Annotated in this window: 16 protein-coding genes and 1 pseudogene; 6 read left to right on the forward strand and 11 right to left on the reverse strand. The window is 71.5% G+C overall.

The window, feature by feature from the left end:
• Positions 1-12: 12 nt before the first annotated feature.
• Positions 13-228, reverse strand: a complete 216-nt coding sequence (locus WG922_RS01970; RefSeq protein ID WP_340280268.1) for a hypervirulence associated TUDOR domain-containing protein — start codon at positions 226-228, stop codon at positions 13-15.
• A gap of 176 nt (positions 229-404) precedes the next feature.
• Here WG922_RS01970 and WG922_RS01975 point away from each other — a divergent pair, with 176 nt between their 5' ends.
• Positions 405-788, forward strand: coding sequence for a DOPA 4,5-dioxygenase family protein (locus tag WG922_RS01975; protein ID WP_340280270.1), 384 nt, complete (start codon positions 405-407; stop codon positions 786-788).
• A gap of 55 nt (positions 789-843) precedes the next feature.
• On the opposite strand, the gene WG922_RS01980 is transcribed toward WG922_RS01975, so the two are convergent.
• Positions 844-1,065, reverse strand: coding sequence for a YgaP-like transmembrane domain (locus tag WG922_RS01980; protein ID WP_340280271.1), 222 nt, complete (start codon positions 1,063-1,065; stop codon positions 844-846).
• A 277-nt stretch (positions 1,066-1,342) separates the two neighbouring features.
• On the opposite strand from WG922_RS01980, the gene msrB reads away from it, so the two are divergent.
• Both msrB and msrA read left to right on the forward strand, forming a co-directional pair.
• Positions 1,343-1,834, forward strand: a complete 492-nt coding sequence (gene msrB, locus WG922_RS01985) for a peptide-methionine (R)-S-oxide reductase MsrB (RefSeq protein WP_340280273.1) — start codon at positions 1,343-1,345, stop codon at positions 1,832-1,834.
• On the forward strand, positions 1,831-2,457 hold the full coding sequence (msrA, locus tag WG922_RS01990; protein WP_340280275.1) for a peptide-methionine (S)-S-oxide reductase MsrA: 627 nt from the start codon (positions 1,831-1,833) through the stop codon (positions 2,455-2,457). The genes msrB and msrA overlap by 4 nt, the downstream gene beginning before the upstream one ends.
• 58 nt (positions 2,458-2,515) lie before the next feature.
• Here the strand turns inward: msrA and WG922_RS01995 are convergent, their stop codons facing one another.
• Positions 2,516-3,793 carry an MFS transporter gene (locus tag WG922_RS01995; RefSeq protein ID WP_340280276.1) on the reverse strand — a complete coding sequence of 426 codons (1,278 nt, stop codon included), beginning with the start codon at positions 3,791-3,793 and terminating at the stop codon, positions 2,516-2,518.
• Positions 3,777-4,235, reverse strand: a complete 459-nt coding sequence (locus WG922_RS02000) for a MarR family winged helix-turn-helix transcriptional regulator (RefSeq protein WP_340280277.1) — start codon at positions 4,233-4,235, stop codon at positions 3,777-3,779. Before WG922_RS02000 ends, WG922_RS01995 begins: the two co-directional genes overlap by 17 nt.
• A gap of 96 nt (positions 4,236-4,331) precedes the next feature.
• Here WG922_RS02000 and WG922_RS02005 point away from each other — a divergent pair, with 96 nt between their 5' ends.
• Positions 4,332-4,880 carry a PaaI family thioesterase gene (locus WG922_RS02005; protein WP_340280279.1) on the forward strand — a complete coding sequence of 183 codons (549 nt, stop codon included), beginning with the start codon at positions 4,332-4,334 and terminating at the stop codon, positions 4,878-4,880.
• A 182-nt stretch (positions 4,881-5,062) separates the two neighbouring features.
• Here the strand turns inward: WG922_RS02005 and acnA are convergent.
• Positions 5,063-7,882, reverse strand: a pseudogene (acnA, locus tag WG922_RS02010) (aconitate hydratase AcnA); the annotation flags it as partial.
• 288 nt (positions 7,883-8,170) lie between these two features.
• On the opposite strand from acnA, the gene WG922_RS02015 reads away from it, so the two are divergent.
• Positions 8,171-9,214: an AI-2E family transporter gene (locus tag WG922_RS02015; protein WP_340280283.1), complete on the forward strand. Its 1,044-nt coding sequence runs from the start codon at positions 8,171-8,173 to the stop codon at positions 9,212-9,214.
• Positions 9,215-9,269: 55 nt separating this feature from the next.
• On the opposite strand, the gene WG922_RS02020 is transcribed toward WG922_RS02015, so the two are convergent.
• The 6 genes from WG922_RS02020 to WG922_RS02045 all read right to left on the reverse strand — a co-directional run bounded on the left by WG922_RS02020 (position 9,270) and on the right by WG922_RS02045 (position 14,652).
• Positions 9,270-9,821 (reverse strand): sugar O-acetyltransferase, encoded by a 552-nt coding sequence (locus WG922_RS02020; protein ID WP_340280285.1) that lies wholly within the window; start codon positions 9,819-9,821, stop codon positions 9,270-9,272.
• A gap of 119 nt (positions 9,822-9,940) precedes the next feature.
• Complete coding sequence (locus WG922_RS02025; protein WP_340280287.1) at positions 9,941-10,081, reverse strand: hypothetical protein; 141 nt, start codon at positions 10,079-10,081, stop codon at positions 9,941-9,943.
• Between the two features lie 229 nt (positions 10,082-10,310).
• The gene (locus WG922_RS02030) at positions 10,311-12,503 is read right to left on the reverse strand and encodes a chorismate-binding protein (protein ID WP_340280289.1); all 2,193 of its coding nucleotides are present in this window, start codon (positions 12,501-12,503) and stop codon (positions 10,311-10,313) included.
• A gap of 10 nt (positions 12,504-12,513) precedes the next feature.
• Positions 12,514-13,515, reverse strand: coding sequence for a Bug family tripartite tricarboxylate transporter substrate binding protein (locus tag WG922_RS02035; protein ID WP_340280291.1), 1,002 nt, complete (start codon positions 13,513-13,515; stop codon positions 12,514-12,516).
• Positions 13,512-13,892 (reverse strand): chorismate mutase, encoded by a 381-nt coding sequence (locus tag WG922_RS02040; protein WP_340280293.1) that lies wholly within the window; start codon positions 13,890-13,892, stop codon positions 13,512-13,514. Before WG922_RS02040 ends, WG922_RS02035 begins: the two co-directional genes overlap by 4 nt.
• A 130-nt stretch (positions 13,893-14,022) precedes the next feature.
• A complete protein-coding gene (locus tag WG922_RS02045; RefSeq protein WP_340280295.1) occupies positions 14,023-14,652 on the reverse strand; it encodes a TetR/AcrR family transcriptional regulator in 630 nt (209 codons plus the stop codon).
• 128 nt (positions 14,653-14,780) lie between these two features.
• On the opposite strand from WG922_RS02045, the gene WG922_RS02050 reads away from it, so the two are divergent.
• Positions 14,781-16,583, forward strand: coding sequence for a feruloyl-CoA synthase (locus WG922_RS02050; protein WP_340280296.1), 1,803 nt, complete (start codon positions 14,781-14,783; stop codon positions 16,581-16,583).
• Positions 16,584-16,651 lie beyond the last annotated feature (68 nt).

The following is a 16,651-nucleotide window of genomic DNA, read 5'->3' on the forward strand; positions in this document are numbered from 1 at the left end:
ACGCGCCGCGCCTCAGCGCTTTTTCCTGCGCAGCGCTTCGGGCTTGTGCGCGGCCTGCGCCCCGGTCTTGGCGCTCTCGACCAGGTATTCGGGGTTTTCGGGCGAGCCCGCCACATGGTGGCCCTTGATGTCGATCGGCGCGACGAGCTTCTTCTTCACGACGCCGTCGGTGCGCCCCTGCGACGTGTTCCACTCGACCTTGTCACCCTTCTTCAGGCGATCCGCCATGCTCGGCTCCTTGTGTTGGTGTTCCACGGCGCACGCTGACATTGCCGCGGCGGCCTGCATGTAGGACGACGCCATTGCGCACCCGGGCGCCCTGGCAATGCACCGCCAGGGCCAGCAACATCCCGGGCACCCATCACCAGAGCCACAACGCCCTGGTGGCCGGCCACAATGCGCGCATGGCCCGCCCAGTCAACATCCACGCCGCCTACCACGCCCACGTCTATTTCGACGCCCAGACCGTCGAGCAGGCGCGTGCACTCTGCTCGGAGGCCGGCCGGCGCTTCGGCGTGCAGGTCGGACGGGTGCACGAGAAGATGGTCGGGCCGCATCCCCGCTGGAGCTGCCAGCTTGCCTTCGACAGCGACCGGTTCGAGGAACTCATTCCCTGGCTGGACGCCCACCGCGGCGAGCTCGATGTCTTCGTGCACGGGCTCAGCGGCGACGAACTACAGGACCACACCACCCACGCCTACTGGCTGGGCCGGGAATGGCCGCTGGACCTGTCCATATTCCAACGCCCCGATGCGACCGACGGCCAGTCGGGCGGGGCGTCCGGCTAGCACGGCGATCTGCCCTGTGGCGCGGACGGCGCCCCCGCCCCGCCGCGCGCGGCCCTCATGTCAAACGCATGGGGCCCGAGCTATTGACGCCGAGCAGCTGGTTGAGCGGGCAATAGCCGCCGATGGCGGTGCCCAGGGCGATTGCACAGAGCGCGGCCGCGCCTGCCCGCGCCGACATCGGCCAGGCGGCGAAGAGCGCAAGGGCGCCCGCAGCCCCGCCAACCACGAGGCGCGCGTCCTTGTCCCATCCGCCTACGTTTCTTCTCGGATCAGCCATCCACGATCTCCTGTTGCCGCCGGCATGGCGACCCTCTGAATGGTCGAAGCGCATCGAAGCTCGCGCACGGGGACGACGGCGGGAGATGCGGGCGGACGCGTCCTACGCCGGCCTGGCGGCACGCGGCGCGTGTGCAGCGCGCGCGGACGCCTCGGCCGCGAGCGGCGGCCTTCCCATGCCCCCTCGCGCGACCTCGCGCGGGGGTAGCACAGCCACAGACAGAAGGAACTCCTGCCCCACCGCGCGAGTCTTTCCAGGCATGCAACGACGCGACGCCATGAAACTCCTGAGCTTGCTGGGCCTGGGTGCCCACGGTGCCGCACAGGCGGCCTCTTCCGGGGCATCCCCAGCCGCCGATGCCACTGCCGGACACGTGCAACCGCTGCGTCTGAGCGAAGCCGAGTGGAAGCAACGGCTGACGCCGGCGCAGTTCCGCGTGCTGCGCAAGGACGGCACCGAGCCCGCGGGATCCAGTCCGCTCAATGGCGAGAAGCGTCCGGGGCGCTACCACTGCGCGGGCTGCGATCTGCCTCTGTTCTCCTCCGAGGCCAAGTACGAGAGCGGCACCGGCTGGCCCAGCTTCTTCACCGCCTTGCCTGGCGCGGTCGATACCAAGCGCGACTTCAGCATGATCTGGCCGCGCACCGAATACCACTGCGCCCGTTGCGAAGGCCATCAGGGGCACGTCTTCGACGACGGCCCGAAGCCGACCGGCAAGCGCTACTGCAACAACGGCGTGGCCTTGCGCTTCGAACCGGCGGCAGCATGACCGAACGCCTGCGCCTTCCCGCGCTGCGGGTGGGACATCCACTCGCCGCGCTGTGCTTCGGGCTCGCTGCGCTCGCGCCGCTGGCGGCGCTGGCGCAGGACACCGCCAAGGCCACCTTCGCCGGCGGCTGCTTCTGGTGCGTGGAAGCCGATTTCGACAAGGTGCCGGGCGTGCTGGAGACGGTTTCGGGCTACATCGGCGGCACTGTGCCCAACCCCAGCTACGAACAGGTGTCGACCCAGGACACCGGTCACGCCGAGGCGGTGCAGATCACCTACGACCCGGCCAAGGTGAGCTACGAGCAGTTGCTGGCTACCTACTGGCGCAGCGTCGATCCCACCACGAAGGATCGTCAGTTCTGCGACATCGGGAGTCCGTACCGCACGGCCATCTTCACGCACGGGCCGATCCAGATGCAGGCGGCCCGGCAGTCCCTGCAGAAGCTCCAGCAGACCAAGCCCTTCGAGGCGCCGATCGTCACCGAGATCGTTCCGGCGACGACCTTCTATCCGGCCGAGGACTACCACCAGGACTACTACCGCAAGAACCCGGTGCGCTACCAGTTCTACCGCTGGCGCTGCGGCCGGGACGCACGCCTGCAGGAGCTGTGGGGCGCCTCCTGAGTCGCTGGGGCGCACGCCGGCCGGATGCCCTTTGCGTGCCGCGCGTGCGGTGCACGCCTCACGCGGCGACGGCGGCCACCGGCCTCGGGCGTGCTTCGCGGATCGGCAGGTGCACCAGCGCCGCGCCGACGGCCAGCACGATGTCGATGTACCAGACCCAGTCATAGGAGCCGGTCGCGTCGAATACGCGCCCGCCCAGCCAGGCGCCGAAGAAGCCGCCGACCTGGTGCGCGAACATCACCAGTCCGAACAGGGTGGCCAGGTTGGCGGTGCCGAAGAACTTGGCCACCAGCCCCGCTGTGGGTGGCACCGTGGACAGGAACGTGAGCCCCATCACTGCCGAGAACAGCAGCACCACGGCGCCGGTCTTGGGTGCGAACAGGAACACCAGCACCGCGAGCGCGCGCGCCGCGTACACCAGCGACAGCAGGGACTTCATGCGCCAGCGGCCGACGGCCCAGCCCATGGCGATGCTGCCGACGATGTTGAAAAGCCCCAGCATCGCGAGCGACCAGCCCGCCCATTCGGTGGGCAGGCCACAGGCGGCCACCACCCCGGGAAGGTGCGTGGCCAGGAAGGCCACGTGGAAGCCGCACACGAAAAAGCCCGTCGCGAGCAGGCGGTAGCCGGGGTGGCGCAGCGCCTCGCCGACCGCGGCGCGCAGCCCTGGCGCCTGCGGTGCGCGGGCGGGGCCCGCACCTGCGGTCGCCGCGGTCCCGCTGATCCCGGTGGCCCCGGCCGAGGCGCTGCCGCGCAGCAGCCAGGCGGCCGGCAGGCACAGCAGCACGAGCAGCCCGATCACCTGCATGGCCGACATCCAGCCCAGCCCCACCATCAGCGTCGCGGCCAGCGGCGCCATGGCGAACTGGCCGAAGGAGCCGCCGGCGTTCACGATGCCGGTCGCCAGGCCGCGCCGCTGCGCGGGGATGAGGCGCATGGTGGCCGACATGAGCACCGCCGGGCCGGCCATTCCCGCTCCGCCTGCGGCCAGCACGCCGATCGCCAGCACCAGCCCCCAGGTGCTCGTCATGAAGGGCGTGAGCACCGTGCCCAGCGCGACCAGCAAGGCGCCGGCCAGCAGAACGCGCCCCGCGCCATAACGGTCGGCGATGGCGCCGGCCACCGGCTGCGTCAGCCCCCACCACAGCTGTCCGAACGCGAAGGCCAGGCTGATGCTTGCCAGCCCGAGCCCGGTCGAGGTGTTCAGCGGCGAGAGGAACAACCCCATGGTCTGGCGCGTGCCCATGGTCAGCGCGAAGGTACCGGCTGCGGCCAGCAGCACCAGCCACACGGCAGGCGCAGCCAGGGGCCGGGAAGCGTCAGTCGAGGTGCTCATCGTCGTCTCCGGTGGACTCCAGCAAGGCCATGCACTCGTCGATCAGCGCGTGCAGCGCGACGACCCGTTGCGTTCCCAGCCTGGCGTTGAGCGCCTCCTGGGCCGTGCGCCAGTGGCGCTGCGCCTGCTGGCGCTTGTCGCGGCCGGCCGGCGTGATCTCGACAAGGCGGCTGCGCGCGTCCGCCCCCGGTCCCAGCGTGACCCAGCCGGCCTCGAGCAGGGGGCGCAGGTTGCGGGTGAGCGTGGACGCATCGATCTTCATGGCCGCCGCCAGTTCCACCGGGCGCAGCGGCCCCAGCCTGGCGACGTACGACAGCAGCGAGTACTGCGTGCCCCGCAAGCCCGACTTGCCGACCTCGGCGTCGTAGCGCTGCCCCACGCGCCGCATCAGCTGGCGCAGCTTGAGGTTGGTGCAGCCTTGCGGCTTGACAGGAGCATCCATGGGAAACTAGTGTAGGTGCAACCATTGCATATGCAAGCTATATTTCACGCCATCGCCCGGCGCGACGCGTCCCGCCGCTTTTCTCACGGAGCCCCCATGACCAGCACCCATTCCGACAGCCCCGCCCTGGCCGCCTGGCTGGAGCACGAGCAACGCGTGCGCGCCGTGCTCGAGCGCGGACCCGGCCCCGGCGTCGCCACGCGCGAGCAGTTGGCCGGCCGCACCGGCCTGGAAACCATGCAGGCGATGCTGCGCGGCGAGCTGCCCTATGCGCCGATCGCCCGCACGCTGGACTTCATCCTGCTCGAGGTCGATGCCGGTCGCGCGCTGTTCCAGGGCACGCCGGGGCCCGGCCACCTGAACCCGATGGGCACCGTCCACGGAGGCTGGTATGCCACGCTGCTGGACTCCGCCCTGGGCTGCGCCGTACAGACGGCGCTGCCGGCGGGGCGCGCCTACACCACGGCCGAACTGGGCATCAACCTGGTGCGCGCGATCGGCAGCAAGGCCCCGCGGGTGCGCGCCGAGGGCAAGGTGCTGCACTGCGGTCGCCAGCTCGCGACCGCAGAGGCCCGGCTGGTCGGCCCCGACGGCACGCTGTACGCGCACGCGACCACCACCTGCCTGGTGTTCGAGCCACGCTAAGCGCGCCGCCGCAGCGTTGCGGCTGCAGGCGCGCCGGCTCAATGGGCCGGCGGATCGCTGGCCGGGAACGACTCGATAGAGCCTTCGTCCACAGCGTCCTGTGCGTCCTGGGCGTCCTCCGCGCTCGATGCGGCGGGGACAGGGGTCGCCGGCGCCGGTGCCACCGCCTTCGGCGCCTCGCCCTTGCCGAGCAGCTGCCGCAGCACGAATTGCAGGATGCCGCCATGGCGCAGATACAGCACCTCCTGCGGGGTGTCCACGCGCACCAGGGCCTCGAACTCCCGCGTCGCGCCGGCTTCATCGGTGGCGCGCACGCGGATCGTGCGACCGCCCGCGAACCCGGTAGCGATGGCCTGGGACAGCCCGATGGTCTCCAGCGTCTCCCTGCCGCTCAGGCCCAGCGCCTGGACCGATTCGCCATCGACGAACTGCAGCGGCAGGATGCCCATGCCCACCAGGTTGCTGCGGTGGATGCGCTCGTACGACTGCGCGATCACCAACTTGATGCCCTGCAGGTAAGGGCCCTTGGCGGCCCAGTCGCGTGAGGACCCGCTGCCGTACTCCTTGCCCGCCAGCACGGCCAGGGGCGTGCCCTCCTGCTGGTAGCGCATGGCGGCGTCGTAGATGCTCAGCACCTCGCCGCTGGGCAGGTGCGTGGTCCAGCCGCCTTCGCGGCCGCCGGCCAGCGCATTGCGGATGCGCCCGTTGGCGAAGGTGCCGCGCACCATCACCTCGTGGTTGCCCCGGCGAGAACCGTAGGAGTTGAATTCGGTGTGCGCCACGCCCTGCTCCAGCAGGAAGCGCCCCGCCGGCGAACTGCGCGCGATGGTGCCGGCCGGCGAGATGTGGTCGGTCGTCACGCTGTCGCCGAAGATGCCCACAACCCGCGCGCCACGCACCTCGTCCACCGAGGCGGGCGGCTCCTTGGACATCCCGTCGAAGTACGGCGGCCGCCGCACGTAGGTCGAATCATGGGACCAGGCATAGCGGTTCCCGGCCGGGATATCCATCGATTTCCAGCGCGCGTCGCCTTCGAAGACGCTGCTGTAGCTGCTCGCGTACATGGCCGCGTCGATCGACGAATGGATGGTCTCCTCGATTTCGCGTGCGGTCGGCCAGAGATCGGCGAGGAACACCGGCCGGCCCTGCGGGTCGGTGCCGAGCGGCTCGTTCGTCGGGTCCCAGTCGATGCGACCGGCGAGCGCGAAGGCGATCACCAGCGGCGGCGACATCAGGTAGTTGGCGCGCACCTCCGAGTTGATCCGTCCCTCGAAGTTGCGATTGCCCGACAGCACCGAACACGCGACCAGCCCCCGCTCCTCGATTGCCGCCGCGATCGCACTGGGCAGCGGCCCGGAGTTGCCGATGCAGGTGGTGCAGCCGTAGCCGACGGTGTGGAAGCCGAGCGCGTCGAGGTACCGCTCGAGCCCCGCGCGGCGGAAGTACTCGGTCACCACCAGCGAGCCCGGCGCGAGCGACGACTTCACCCAGGGCTTGCGCGCGAGGCCGCGCTCCACGGCCTTCTTGGCCAGCAGCCCGGCCGCGATCATGACCGACGGGTTGCTGGTGTTGGTGCAGCTGGTGATGGCCGCGATCACCACCGAGCCGTGGTCGATGGCGTTCGCCGCGCCTGACGGCGAGCGGTCCGACACCTCCTGGGCAGTGCGCGAGGCGTCGAAGCCGTCCGTTCCCCCGGACCCCTCGCCCCATACGCCCTCGCCGCGGGTACTTGCGGCGCCTGCTTCCTGCGCCTTCTGCGTGCGCGCCTGCCCGCCGCTGGCGGGCAGCAGCGTGGGCAGCGCATGGTGGAATGCCTGCTTGAGTTCGGTCAGAACCACGCGGTCCTGCGGCCGCCCCGGTCCGGCGACGCTCGGCCGCACCGTCGATAAGTCGAGCGTCACGGTGTCGGTGAACACCCGCTGCGGGCTGGCCGAGGTCTGGAACAGGCCCTGTTCCTTCATGTAGGCCTCGACCAGGGCGATGCGCTCTTCGCCGCGCCCGGTCAGGCGCAGGTACTGCAGCGTCACCTCGTCCGGCGGGAAGATGGCGCAGGTGGCGCCGTACTCCGGCGACATGTTGCCGATGGTGGCGCGGTCCGCCAGCGACAGGCTGGCGACGCCCGGCCCGAAGAACTCGACGAACTTGCCCACCACGCCTTTCTTGCGCAGCAGCTCGGTCACCGTGAGAACGAGATCGGTGGCGGTAGCGCCCTCGGGCAGCGCGCCCTCGAGCCGGAAGCCGATCACCTGCGGGATCAGCATCGAGATCGGCTGGCCCAGCATCGCGGCCTCGGCCTCGATGCCGCCGACACCCCAGGCCAGCACGCCCAGACCGTTGACCATCGGGGTGTGGGAGTCGGTGCCGACGCAGGTGTCGGGATAGGCCTGCGTGCGCGCCGGTGCGGCTGCCCCGGCCCCGTCGCCGGTGGTGAAGACCACGCGGGCCAGGTGCTCCAGGTTGACCTGGTGGACGATGCCGGTGTTGGGCGGCACGACCTTGAAGTTGTCGAAGGCCTGCTGGCCCCAGCGCAGGAAGGCGTAGCGCTCGGCGTTTCGGGCGTAGTCCAGCTCGACGTTCTGCCCGAAGGCCTGCGGCGTGCCGAAGGCGTCCACCTGCACCGAGTGGTCGATCACCAGCTCGACCGGCTGCAGCGGGTTGATGGCACCCGGGTCGCCGCCGAGCGCAGCCATGGCGTCGCGCATCGCGGCCAGATCGACCAGGCATGGCACACCGGTGAAATCCTGCAGCACGACACGGGCGGGCGTGAATGCGATCTCGCGATCGCTTGGCGCGCTCGGATCCCACTGCGCCAGCGCCGTGATGTCCTCGCGCGTGACGGTCACGCCGTCCTCGTGGCGCAGCAGGTTTTCCAGCAGGATGCGCAGCGAATACGGCAGGCGGGACACGTCCATGCCGGCATCCTGCAGGGCCTGCAGGCGGAACATCTCGTATTCGCGCGCGCCCACCCGCAGGACGCCGCGCGCCTTGAAGCTGTCTTGCATTGGTCTCTCCTTGCGTGCTTGCGCGCATGCCGCCGCCGATGCTCGTGTGAACGCCCGGCGCGGCAGGCGCCTGCGCCATCATGGCGCCGCACCCGCCAGGCGCAGGCGCTTCCCGCGGCGCACTGTGTAGCCAAACGCAATCGCCCGCGCGGCCGCACACGCCCGGTCGCCGCCGGGCGCCGATGCATCTGTTTACGCCAGCACCGGCAAGAGCGGGTCGGGCTCCAGAATGGCTCCACTCCGAAGGGCTTGGCCGCTTGCACCGTCCGGCTTCGAGGAAGGCCGAGCATGACCACCCCACCCCCCGCCCGCGTCGCCGTCCGCTACGCCCTCGTCTTCCTCGGGCTGCTCGCGCTCGCGCTGCTGCTCTGGCGGGTGTGGTATGCCGTGCTGCTCGGCTTCGGGGGCGTCCTGTTCGGCGTCTTCCTGCGCCATCTCGCGCACCACCTGCACCGCTGGACACGCCTGCCCATGCGCGGCTCGGTGGTGGCCTGCGCGGTTGCGCTGCTGGCCCTGGTGATCCTGGCCGTCAGCGTGGCAGGCGCAGCCGTCGCCGGGCAGCTGAGCGAGCTCGGCGAGGCGCTTACGTCCGGAGCGCAGCGCGTGCGCGGCATTCTGTCGGACACCGCCTGGGGGCGGGCGCTGCTGGACTCCGCATCGCAAGGCGCGCAAGGGGGCGGCATGCTGCTCAGGATCCCGAGCCTGATGTTCACCGTGGTCGATGCGCTGCTCGGCCTGGTCATCGTCGTGTTCGCGGGGCTGTACCTCGCCATCGAACCGCGGCTGTACGTCAAGGGCGCGGTTCGCCTGTTCCCCGCGTCGAGGCAGCCTCGCATGGAGGACGTGCTGCACCGGGCCGGGCAGGCGCTGTGGCTGTGGCTGCGCGCCCGCATCGTCGTCATGGTGGTGGTTGCGCTGGTGACCTGGGCCGGCCTGCAGCTGGTGGGGGTGCCGCTGGCGATGCCACTGGCCCTGGTGGCCGGCCTGCTGGAGTTCATCCCGTTCTTCGGCTCGATCCTGGCGGCGGTGCCGATCCTCATGGTGGCGCTGACTGTCGATCCCATGACGACGCTGTACGCCCTGTTCCTGGTGCTGGCCATCCAGCAGCTCGAGGGCAACGTACTGGCGCCCCTGGTGGAGCAGAAGGCGGTGTCGCTGCCACCGGCCTTGATCCTGGTCGCCGCCATCGCCTTCCTGATGCTGTTCGGGCCGCTCGGCGCCGTGCTCGCGTCGCCGCTGCTGGTGGTGGCGATGGTGGGCACGCAGATGCTGTACGTGGAGGACGCGCTAGGCCAGCAGGTCGAGGTGATCGGCACCGAAGAAGGCAAGTGAACACCGCGCGGTGCACTGGCCCGCGAGCGCGGCGCGCATCGCGGACTGCGGCGGCCTAGGCAAGCGCGCGCAGCACCCGGCAGGGGTTGCCGGCGGCGAACACGTCCGGCGGCACGTCGCGCGTGACCACGGCCCCGGCACCGATCACCGCACGGTCACCCACCCGCACGCCCGGCAGGATGAGCGCACCGCCGCCGATCCACACGTCGCAGCCGATCTCGACCGGCCGTCCGTACTCCAGCGTCCGGCGCTGCACCGCATCCAGCGGATGCAGTGCGGTGTAGATCTGCACCGCCGGGCCGATCAGGGTGCGAGCACCCACCGCGACGCGGCACACGTCCAGCACCACGCAATTGAAGTTGAAGAACACCTGCTCACCGAGTTCGATCTGGCTGCCGTAGTCGCAGTGGAAGGGGGGCACCACGATCGCGGTGTCGCCCCCCCGGGCGAACAGCTCCTGCAGCAGTTCGCGCCGGCGCGCCGCGTCCGGCGGCAGGCGGCCGATGCGGGCGCACAGGCGCCGCGCGCGTTCGCGCAGCGCCGCGAGCTCGGGATCGACCGCGCTGTAGAGCGCGCCCGCGATCATCTTTTCGCGTTCGGAAGGCATGTACGACAACGCGGGGCCGAACGATCGACGACGAAGTCCACAGTCGCGGCCGCGCGTCAGCGCACACGGGCCGCGCACCCTCGGCTGCGCGCCGCGCAGCGAGGGGCGTGAACACACGCTCAGAGCACGCCGAAGAGCATCAGCAGCACGATCACGACGAGCGGCACGCCGAGCAGCCAGAGAATGACGGGCATGGTGGTCTCCTGTGGATTGCAGATGACCCAAGGTATCGCGCGCCCATGGCCGGGCTTGACGGGCAAGGGACCGGCGGCCGGTAGGCCGCGGTCGATGGCACGTGTACTCGGCCATGCCGCCGGAGCATGCCCGTGTGGCGCGGCCGGCTCCGAATCGCGGGACGGCATGGCACGGCTCTGGTCGGCGCGCAGGCGCGGAACGGCGTGGCGTGGCTCCAGCGGCGGGGAGCGGTACGGCCTGGCACGCGCGGCACGACGCGGCTCGGCTCTGCTCAGCGCGGCGCCGCCAGGCGCACTACGCCTCGGTTCGCGGGTGGGTCGATTGCGCGTGGCGCAACGCCGCGGCGAACAGCGCGAGAGCTCCAGCATCGGACAGCAGCGAATCGGGCCGGTAGGTGATGCACGCTTCCCCGTCACGCACCAGGGCGACCGGCCTGCCCTCGGCGTCCCGGGCCCAGGCCTGCCAGCCGGTCGGCACCTCGTTGCGCACGAGCCGGTGGCTGGCGTAATGGCCGGCGCCGAAGCGGGAGCCCGCGAGCAGCGGCGCACCCCCCAGCACCTCGCAGTCGAGCGCGCGCCCGTGCTCGGCCACCCCGCCCTGCACCGCCGCACCCGCCGCGGCGAGCGCGCGCAGGGCGGCATCGGCCAGCGCCACCCGCGGGCCGGCACCGTCCTCAGGTAACGCGGCTTCGCCGCACACCACCGTCAGCGCGGCGCGCGCGTCCACCGCGATGCCGAGCCCGCCCAGACAGTCGCGCAGCGCGGCGCCGAAGGGATCGCCGCTGTCCAGCAAGCGGACGGCCGCGGGGAGCGGCTGCGGTGCACAGGGCGCCGGCGAAGCCGCGAGAGTTCCCGGCGCGCCGACGGCCGCATCGTCGTCCAGCCCGAACGCGCGCCACAGCGAACGCGTCTTCAGGCGCGATTCGGCTTCCTCCCGGTGCGGCGACGAATCGGCCAGCAGGTCGCCGCCCGTTCGTACTTCGGCGACGCTCCCGCGCACGCAGGCGGCGCGCAGGATGGTGCCGACCAACGCGTCGCCGTCGCTCGCCACCTGCACCACCATGCCGCCGTACCAGCCGCGCGGGCTGGCCTCCAGCTCGGCGATGGCACGCAGCGCCTCGGCGCGCGGCGTGCCGGTGAGCATGACCGGCGCCGCCGTCGCCGCGATGCAGTCCCAGGCGTCGGCACCGGCGCGCAGCCGGCCCTCGAGGCGATCCACCGCATGCACCACGGTGGCCAGCGACATGGGGCGGCGGCGGTCGCGCAGGCGCAGGCTGCCCGGCTCGCACAGCGGAGCGAGGTCGTTGCGCAGCGCATCGCTGCACACGGCCAGCGCGGCCGCATCGACTTCTTCGTTGAGCAGCTCGCGCAGCGAGGCGGCCTCGCCCTGCGCGCCCGGACGGCGCGCGACGGTGCCGCAGACGGGCAGCGCCTGCACCACGCCGCCCTGCAGCACCAGCTGCAGGTCCGGCGAGGCGCCGAACAGCTGCGTGCCGGCGTGGTCGCGCAGAAAGAAGCAGGCCGGCGCCGGATTGGCCGCACGCAGCCGTGCGAAGGCCTGCGACGGCGTGCGCTCCACCCGGCGCCGGTACGACTGGCTGAGCGTGAGCGACACCAGCGGACGGCTGCGCAGCACGTCGAGCGCGCGCCGGACCATGTCGGCATAGCCACCCGGCGGGTGGTCATCGACCGGCACAGGATCGTGCGCGGCGCTTGGGAACGCAGCACGGGATGAACCTGCGGGCGGGGTCGGCGCGTTGGCGTCGGCGTCGGCGTTGGCGTCGGCGTTGGCGTCGGCGTCGGCGTCGGCGTTGGCGTTGGCGTCGGCGTCGGCGTTGGCGTTGGCGTTGGCGTTGGCCTGGGCGTCGGCCGCGAGCCGGCTCTCGATGGCGATGCGGCTTCGGCCGCCCGCGACGGCCGCCGAGTTCGGCGCGTCGGCGGCGCGCAGCGCGGCCGGTGCGTCCAGCGCCAGCTGCACCGCATGCCACTGCCCCTGCGCGTCGCGCCGCAGCAGGCGCGAGGGCAGGTACAGCACGCCCAGGAACTCGCCGCCGGGGGCAAGGTGCGGGCGTTCGGCGGCGCCCTCCGGCACGCCGGCCATCCGGTGCGCCGCGAACGGCAGGGCACCGAGCAGCAGCAGGTCCGGGCTAGGTTCGAAGCAGGCAAGCAGGCCGCGTGCGCAGTCGAGCGCCGAGGCGGCCGATCCAGCGCCAGCGCGCCCGCGACCCAGCGCCGCGCGCCAGCCGGCGAGCGCCGGCTGGCCCAGCAAGGCCGCGCCGAATGCGTCGAGCGCCTCGGCCTCGGCGCCGTCGTCCCAGAGCGTAAGCCGCAGCGCGGGCTGCGACACGAGCGTGGCCTGCAGCGGGTGCAGGCCGGCGATGCCGGCATCGACGCCGAAGTAGATGCCCTCGTGCGCATCCAGGCGCGCCAGGGCCGCTTCGGCGTCCTGCGGCGTGGCGCCTGTGCGCGTCGCGCGCACGCGGATCATGGCGGCCGCCCTACTCGATGGTGATGCCGGTGCGCTTGATGATGGGCGTCATCACGCGCAGCTCCTGCTGCATGAAGCGTTGCAGCTCCTGCGGGGTGCCGCCGATCGGCTCCATGAACTGGCTGTGCAGGCGGGACTTGACTTCAGGCATGGCCAGCACGGCGTTGATCTCGCGGTTCATGCGCGAGACGATCGCATCGGGCGTGCTGGCCGGCGCCATGATCGCCATCCATGCGAGGTTCTCGATCTCCGGCAGGCCCGCCTCCTTCATGGTGGGGATCTCGGGCGTGAGCTCGCTGCGCTTGGCGGTGGAGACCGCCAGCGGCCGCAGCTTGCCCGACTTGACGTGCGGCATCACCGACACCGCCGGCACGCAGGCGAACTGCACGTCGCCCTGCAGCAGCGCCATGACGGCCAGCGGCGACGAGGCGTAGGGGATGTGGACCGCAAAGGTGTCGGTCTTCACCTTCAGCAGTTCCACGCCGAGCTGCGACAGGCTGCCGACGCCGGTGGAGGAAAAGTTGAACTTGCCCGGGTTCTGCTTCATCGCGGACACCAGCTCGCGCAGCGAGTCGATGCCCGAATCTGCGCGCACCGTGCAGACATTGGCCTGGCCGCCGGCCAGCACCACCGGCCGCAGGTCCTTGAACGGGTCGTACGGCAGGTTCTTGTACAGCACCGTGTTGTAGACCAGCGGGCCGTTGGTGCTGATGACGTAGGTGTAGCCGTCGCCCGCGGACTTGGACACCGCGCCGGTGCCGTTGTTGCCGCCGGCGCCGGCGCGGTTCTCCACGAGTACCGGCTGGCCCAGCCGGGGCGACAGGCGCTCGGCGACGATGCGCGCGATCACGTCGGGCGAGGAGCCGGGGCCGTAGGGCACGACGATGCGGACCGGCTTGCTGGGCCAGTCCTGCTGGGCGGCGGCAGTGCCGGCGGACAGGGCGGTGCCGGCTGCGAGGCCCAGGGCGGCCAGGCTGCGCACGAGCGTGCGGCGGGACAGAAGATTGCTCATGGTTCGATGCTTTCGGTGTGGTGGAACAACTGGCCCTCGGCGGCGACGAAGCCGGCAACGAGGCTGCGGTAGCTGGCTTCTACGATGTCGGGCAGGCCGGGGAAGAGGCCCTCGTGCACCGCTGCGAGCTGCCGCACGCGCGCGAAGACCTGGGCTTGCCGCTCGGGCGCCTGCACCTGGAAGGCGTCGCGCTTGAAGCGGGTCGCGTCGCGCACGCAGGCGGCGCGCTGCGCGAGCAGCTCGACGATCTGCGCATCAAGTGCATCGATGCGCTCGCGCAGCTCGGACAGGGTCTCGGCCACGGGCTGGTAGTGCGGGTCCTTGAAGCGGCGCACGGGTGGCGTGTCGGTGCGGGGTTCGGTGGGAGGTGGGGTCATGCGAAGGCCATGCGGAAGTCGCGCGATGGTGTCGCGCGGATCATGTCTGAGGGAGCGAGGAGCGTATTTCGAAAGAGAGGGCGAGCATACCTGTCACGCCGTGACGGAAACCGCCGCACGCGCGCTGGCTCTACGCAAGCGCCTGCACCAGCAGCCGCTCCACAATCGCGTTGCGGGCGTCGCGCTGCGGCGCGGGCATGCGCAGGCTGGCCGACAGCGACTCGGCGACGATGAAGCCGTAGAGCAGCGCCGCGCGCGAGCGGGCCTCGGCCAGCCCGAAACCGAGCGACGAGAACAGCTGCCCGATGTAGGCCAGCCGCGAGGCGTCGGCCTCGTCCACCGCCCAGCGCGCCATCTCGTCGCGGCGCGCCCAGGCCCGGATGGCCAGCTCGATGCGGGCGGCCCGGGCAGCGGAGCGGCCCCTGAAAGGCAGGCTCAGCACGTCGCGCAGCTGCTCGCGTGGGTCGCGATGCGCCCCTTCGAGGCGCGCGGTGAGGTCTTCGGTCGCCCGGGCCCGCCAGGCTTCTAGCACGCTGCGCAGCAGCTCCTCGCGGTCGCGGAAATGCCAGTAGAAGCTGCCGCGCGTGACGCCGAGCTCGGCCGCCAGCGTGTCGATGCGCACGTGGTCGATGCCCTCGTCCACCAGCACGTCGGTGGCCGCGTCGATCCACCGGTCGGGCGTGAGCTGGGCCTTGGCGGGTAGCGCGTCGGCGGCGCGGGCCTTGCCCTTGGGGGCGGTCATCGGACGTGCGGCGGGCATAGGCGCAGATTCTAGGAAGCGCGCGTGACCATGCAGTCGTGTATGGAGTGAGCGTTTTCCCTGAAGCAATCGAGCGTACCGTCGATCTACAGTGCGTCGATACACAACATACAGGGATGTATGGAGACATGAAGAAGGCGCTGGACTGGATGTCGGACGCGCGTCAACTCGCCGCGCCGCGCGTGCTTGTGGAAGAACGGGCCGGCGGCAGCTTCGTGCTGCGCTCGCCCGAGCCGCTGGGCCCCACCGCGCGCTGCGTCGGCGAGTGGCTCGAGCACTGGGCGCGGCACACGCCCGACGCGCTGGCGTTCGCCGAACGCGACGCGACCGGCGAGTGGGTGCGCCTGAGCTGGCGCGAAGCGCGCGAACGCGTGGGCCGCATCGCCCAGGGCCTGCTTGCGCTGCGGCTGGCGCCGCAGGCCCCGGTGGTGGTGCTGTCGGACAACTCGCTGGATCACCTGCTGCTGCTGCTCGCGGCGATGCATGTGGGCATTCCGGCCTGCACCGTCTCCAGCGCCTATTGCCGGCTGAGCACGAGCCACGACAAGATCCGCGCCATCCTGCAGGCGCTGCGCCCGGGCTTGCTGTATGCCTCGGATGCGGCTGTCTACGGGCCGGCGATCGCCGCAAGCGGGGTCGCGGCGCCCGTGGTGTTCAGCCGTGGCGCCGAGTCGGTGGCGCAGGCGCTGCCCTATTCGCGGCTGCTGGAGCAGGCCGAGTCCGTCGAGGTGCGCACCGCCTTCGAGGCGATCACGCCGGACACGCATGCCAAGTACCTGCTCACCTCCGGCTCGACCGGTCACCCCAAGGTGGTGATCAACACCCACCGCATGCTGTGCGCCAACCAGCAGATGATGGCGCAGGTCTGGCCCTTCCTCGAACACGAGAAGCCGCTGCTGGTGGACTGGCTGCCCTGGAGCCATACCTTCGGAGCGAACCACAACCTGCACATGGTGCTGCGCAACGGCGGCACCCTGGTGATCGACGAAGGCCGCCCCGCGCCCGGCCTGGTCGAGAAGACCGTGCGCAACCTGGCCGAGATGCAGCCCACGCTGTGGTTCAACGTGCCGCGCGGCTTCGACCTGGCCCTGCCGCTGCTCGAGGCCGACGACGCGCTCGCGCTGCGCGTGTTCGCGCGGCTGCGCGTGGTCTTCTATGCCGGCGCGGCGCTCGCGCCCTCGACCTGGGAGCGCCTGCAGGCCGTCGCCCGCAAGGCGCGCGGCGAGGACGTGTGGCTCACCACCTCCTGGGGTGCCACCGAGACCTCGCCGGCGGTCACTAGCGCGCACTGGCGCCTGGACGGCCCGGGCGTGATAGGGCTGCCGCTGCCCGGAATGGAACTGAAGTTCGTGCCCAACGGCGAGAAGCTCGAGATGCGCGTGCGCGGCGTGAGCGTGTTCCCGGGTTACCGCGACGCGCCCGAGCTCACCCGGTCCGCCTTCGACGAAGAGGGCTACTACGCCATCGGCGACGCCGGTTTCCCGGCCGATCCCGAGCATCCCGAACGTGGCGTGGTGTTCAACGGCCGGGTGGCCGAGGACTTCAAGCTCAGCACCGGCACCTGGGTGTCGGCAGGCACGCTGCGCGTGAAGGTGGTGTCTGGCCTCGCGCCGCTCGCGCAGGACGTGGTGGTCACCGGCCACGACCGCGACGAAGTCGGCGTGCTGATCTTTCCGAGCGCCGCAGCTGCGGCGCTGGAGCCTGCGGTTCTGGCCGCGCGCGTGGCCGCGGTGCTGGCCGCGCTGCGGGCCGAAGGCGGCGGCTCCTCGCAGTGCCCGGCGCGCGCGCTGGTGCTGTCCGAGCCCCCCAGCGCCGACGCGGGCGAGATCACCGACAAGGGCTACATCAACCAGCGCGCGGTGCTGCACCGCCGCGCCGACGCGGTTGCCGCGCTGTACGCCGGCGGCGATGGCGTCGTCTTCCCCGCCTGACGCACCGGCCCGACCCGCAGCACGACGATCGTCCGGTCCGCCGCACCGCTTTCCCCCCGAAGCCCACC

It is taken from the genome of Ramlibacter sp. AN1015 (assembly GCF_037726105.1).
Taxonomy (GTDB): Bacteria; Pseudomonadota; Gammaproteobacteria; order Burkholderiales; family Burkholderiaceae_C; genus Ramlibacter.

Coding starts and splice junctions, on each gene's coding strand:
- WG922_RS01970 (WP_340280268.1), bottom strand. CDS start 228: ATGGCGGATCGCCTGAAGAAGGGTGACAAGGTCGAGTGGAACACGTCG.
- WG922_RS01975 (WP_340280270.1), top strand. CDS start 405: ATGGCCCGCCCAGTCAACATCCACGCCGCCTACCACGCCCACGTCTAT.
- WG922_RS01980 (WP_340280271.1), bottom strand. CDS start 1,065: ATGGCTGATCCGAGAAGAAACGTAGGCGGATGGGACAAGGACGCGCGC.
- msrB (WP_340280273.1), top strand. CDS start 1,343: ATGAAACTCCTGAGCTTGCTGGGCCTGGGTGCCCACGGTGCCGCACAG.
- msrA (WP_340280275.1), top strand. CDS start 1,831: ATGACCGAACGCCTGCGCCTTCCCGCGCTGCGGGTGGGACATCCACTC.
- WG922_RS01995 (WP_340280276.1), bottom strand. CDS start 3,793: ATGAGCACCTCGACTGACGCTTCCCGGCCCCTGGCTGCGCCTGCCGTG.
- WG922_RS02000 (WP_340280277.1), bottom strand. CDS start 4,235: ATGGATGCTCCTGTCAAGCCGCAAGGCTGCACCAACCTCAAGCTGCGC.
- WG922_RS02005 (WP_340280279.1), top strand. CDS start 4,332: ATGACCAGCACCCATTCCGACAGCCCCGCCCTGGCCGCCTGGCTGGAG.
- WG922_RS02015 (WP_340280283.1), top strand. CDS start 8,171: ATGACCACCCCACCCCCCGCCCGCGTCGCCGTCCGCTACGCCCTCGTC.
- WG922_RS02020 (WP_340280285.1), bottom strand. CDS start 9,821: ATGCCTTCCGAACGCGAAAAGATGATCGCGGGCGCGCTCTACAGCGCG.
- WG922_RS02030 (WP_340280289.1), bottom strand. CDS start 12,503: ATGATCCGCGTGCGCGCGACGCGCACAGGCGCCACGCCGCAGGACGCC.
- WG922_RS02035 (WP_340280291.1), bottom strand. CDS start 13,515: ATGAGCAATCTTCTGTCCCGCCGCACGCTCGTGCGCAGCCTGGCCGCC.
- WG922_RS02040 (WP_340280293.1), bottom strand. CDS start 13,892: ATGACCCCACCTCCCACCGAACCCCGCACCGACACGCCACCCGTGCGC.
- WG922_RS02045 (WP_340280295.1), bottom strand. CDS start 14,652: ATGCCCGCCGCACGTCCGATGACCGCCCCCAAGGGCAAGGCCCGCGCC.
- WG922_RS02050 (WP_340280296.1), top strand. CDS start 14,781: ATGAAGAAGGCGCTGGACTGGATGTCGGACGCGCGTCAACTCGCCGCG.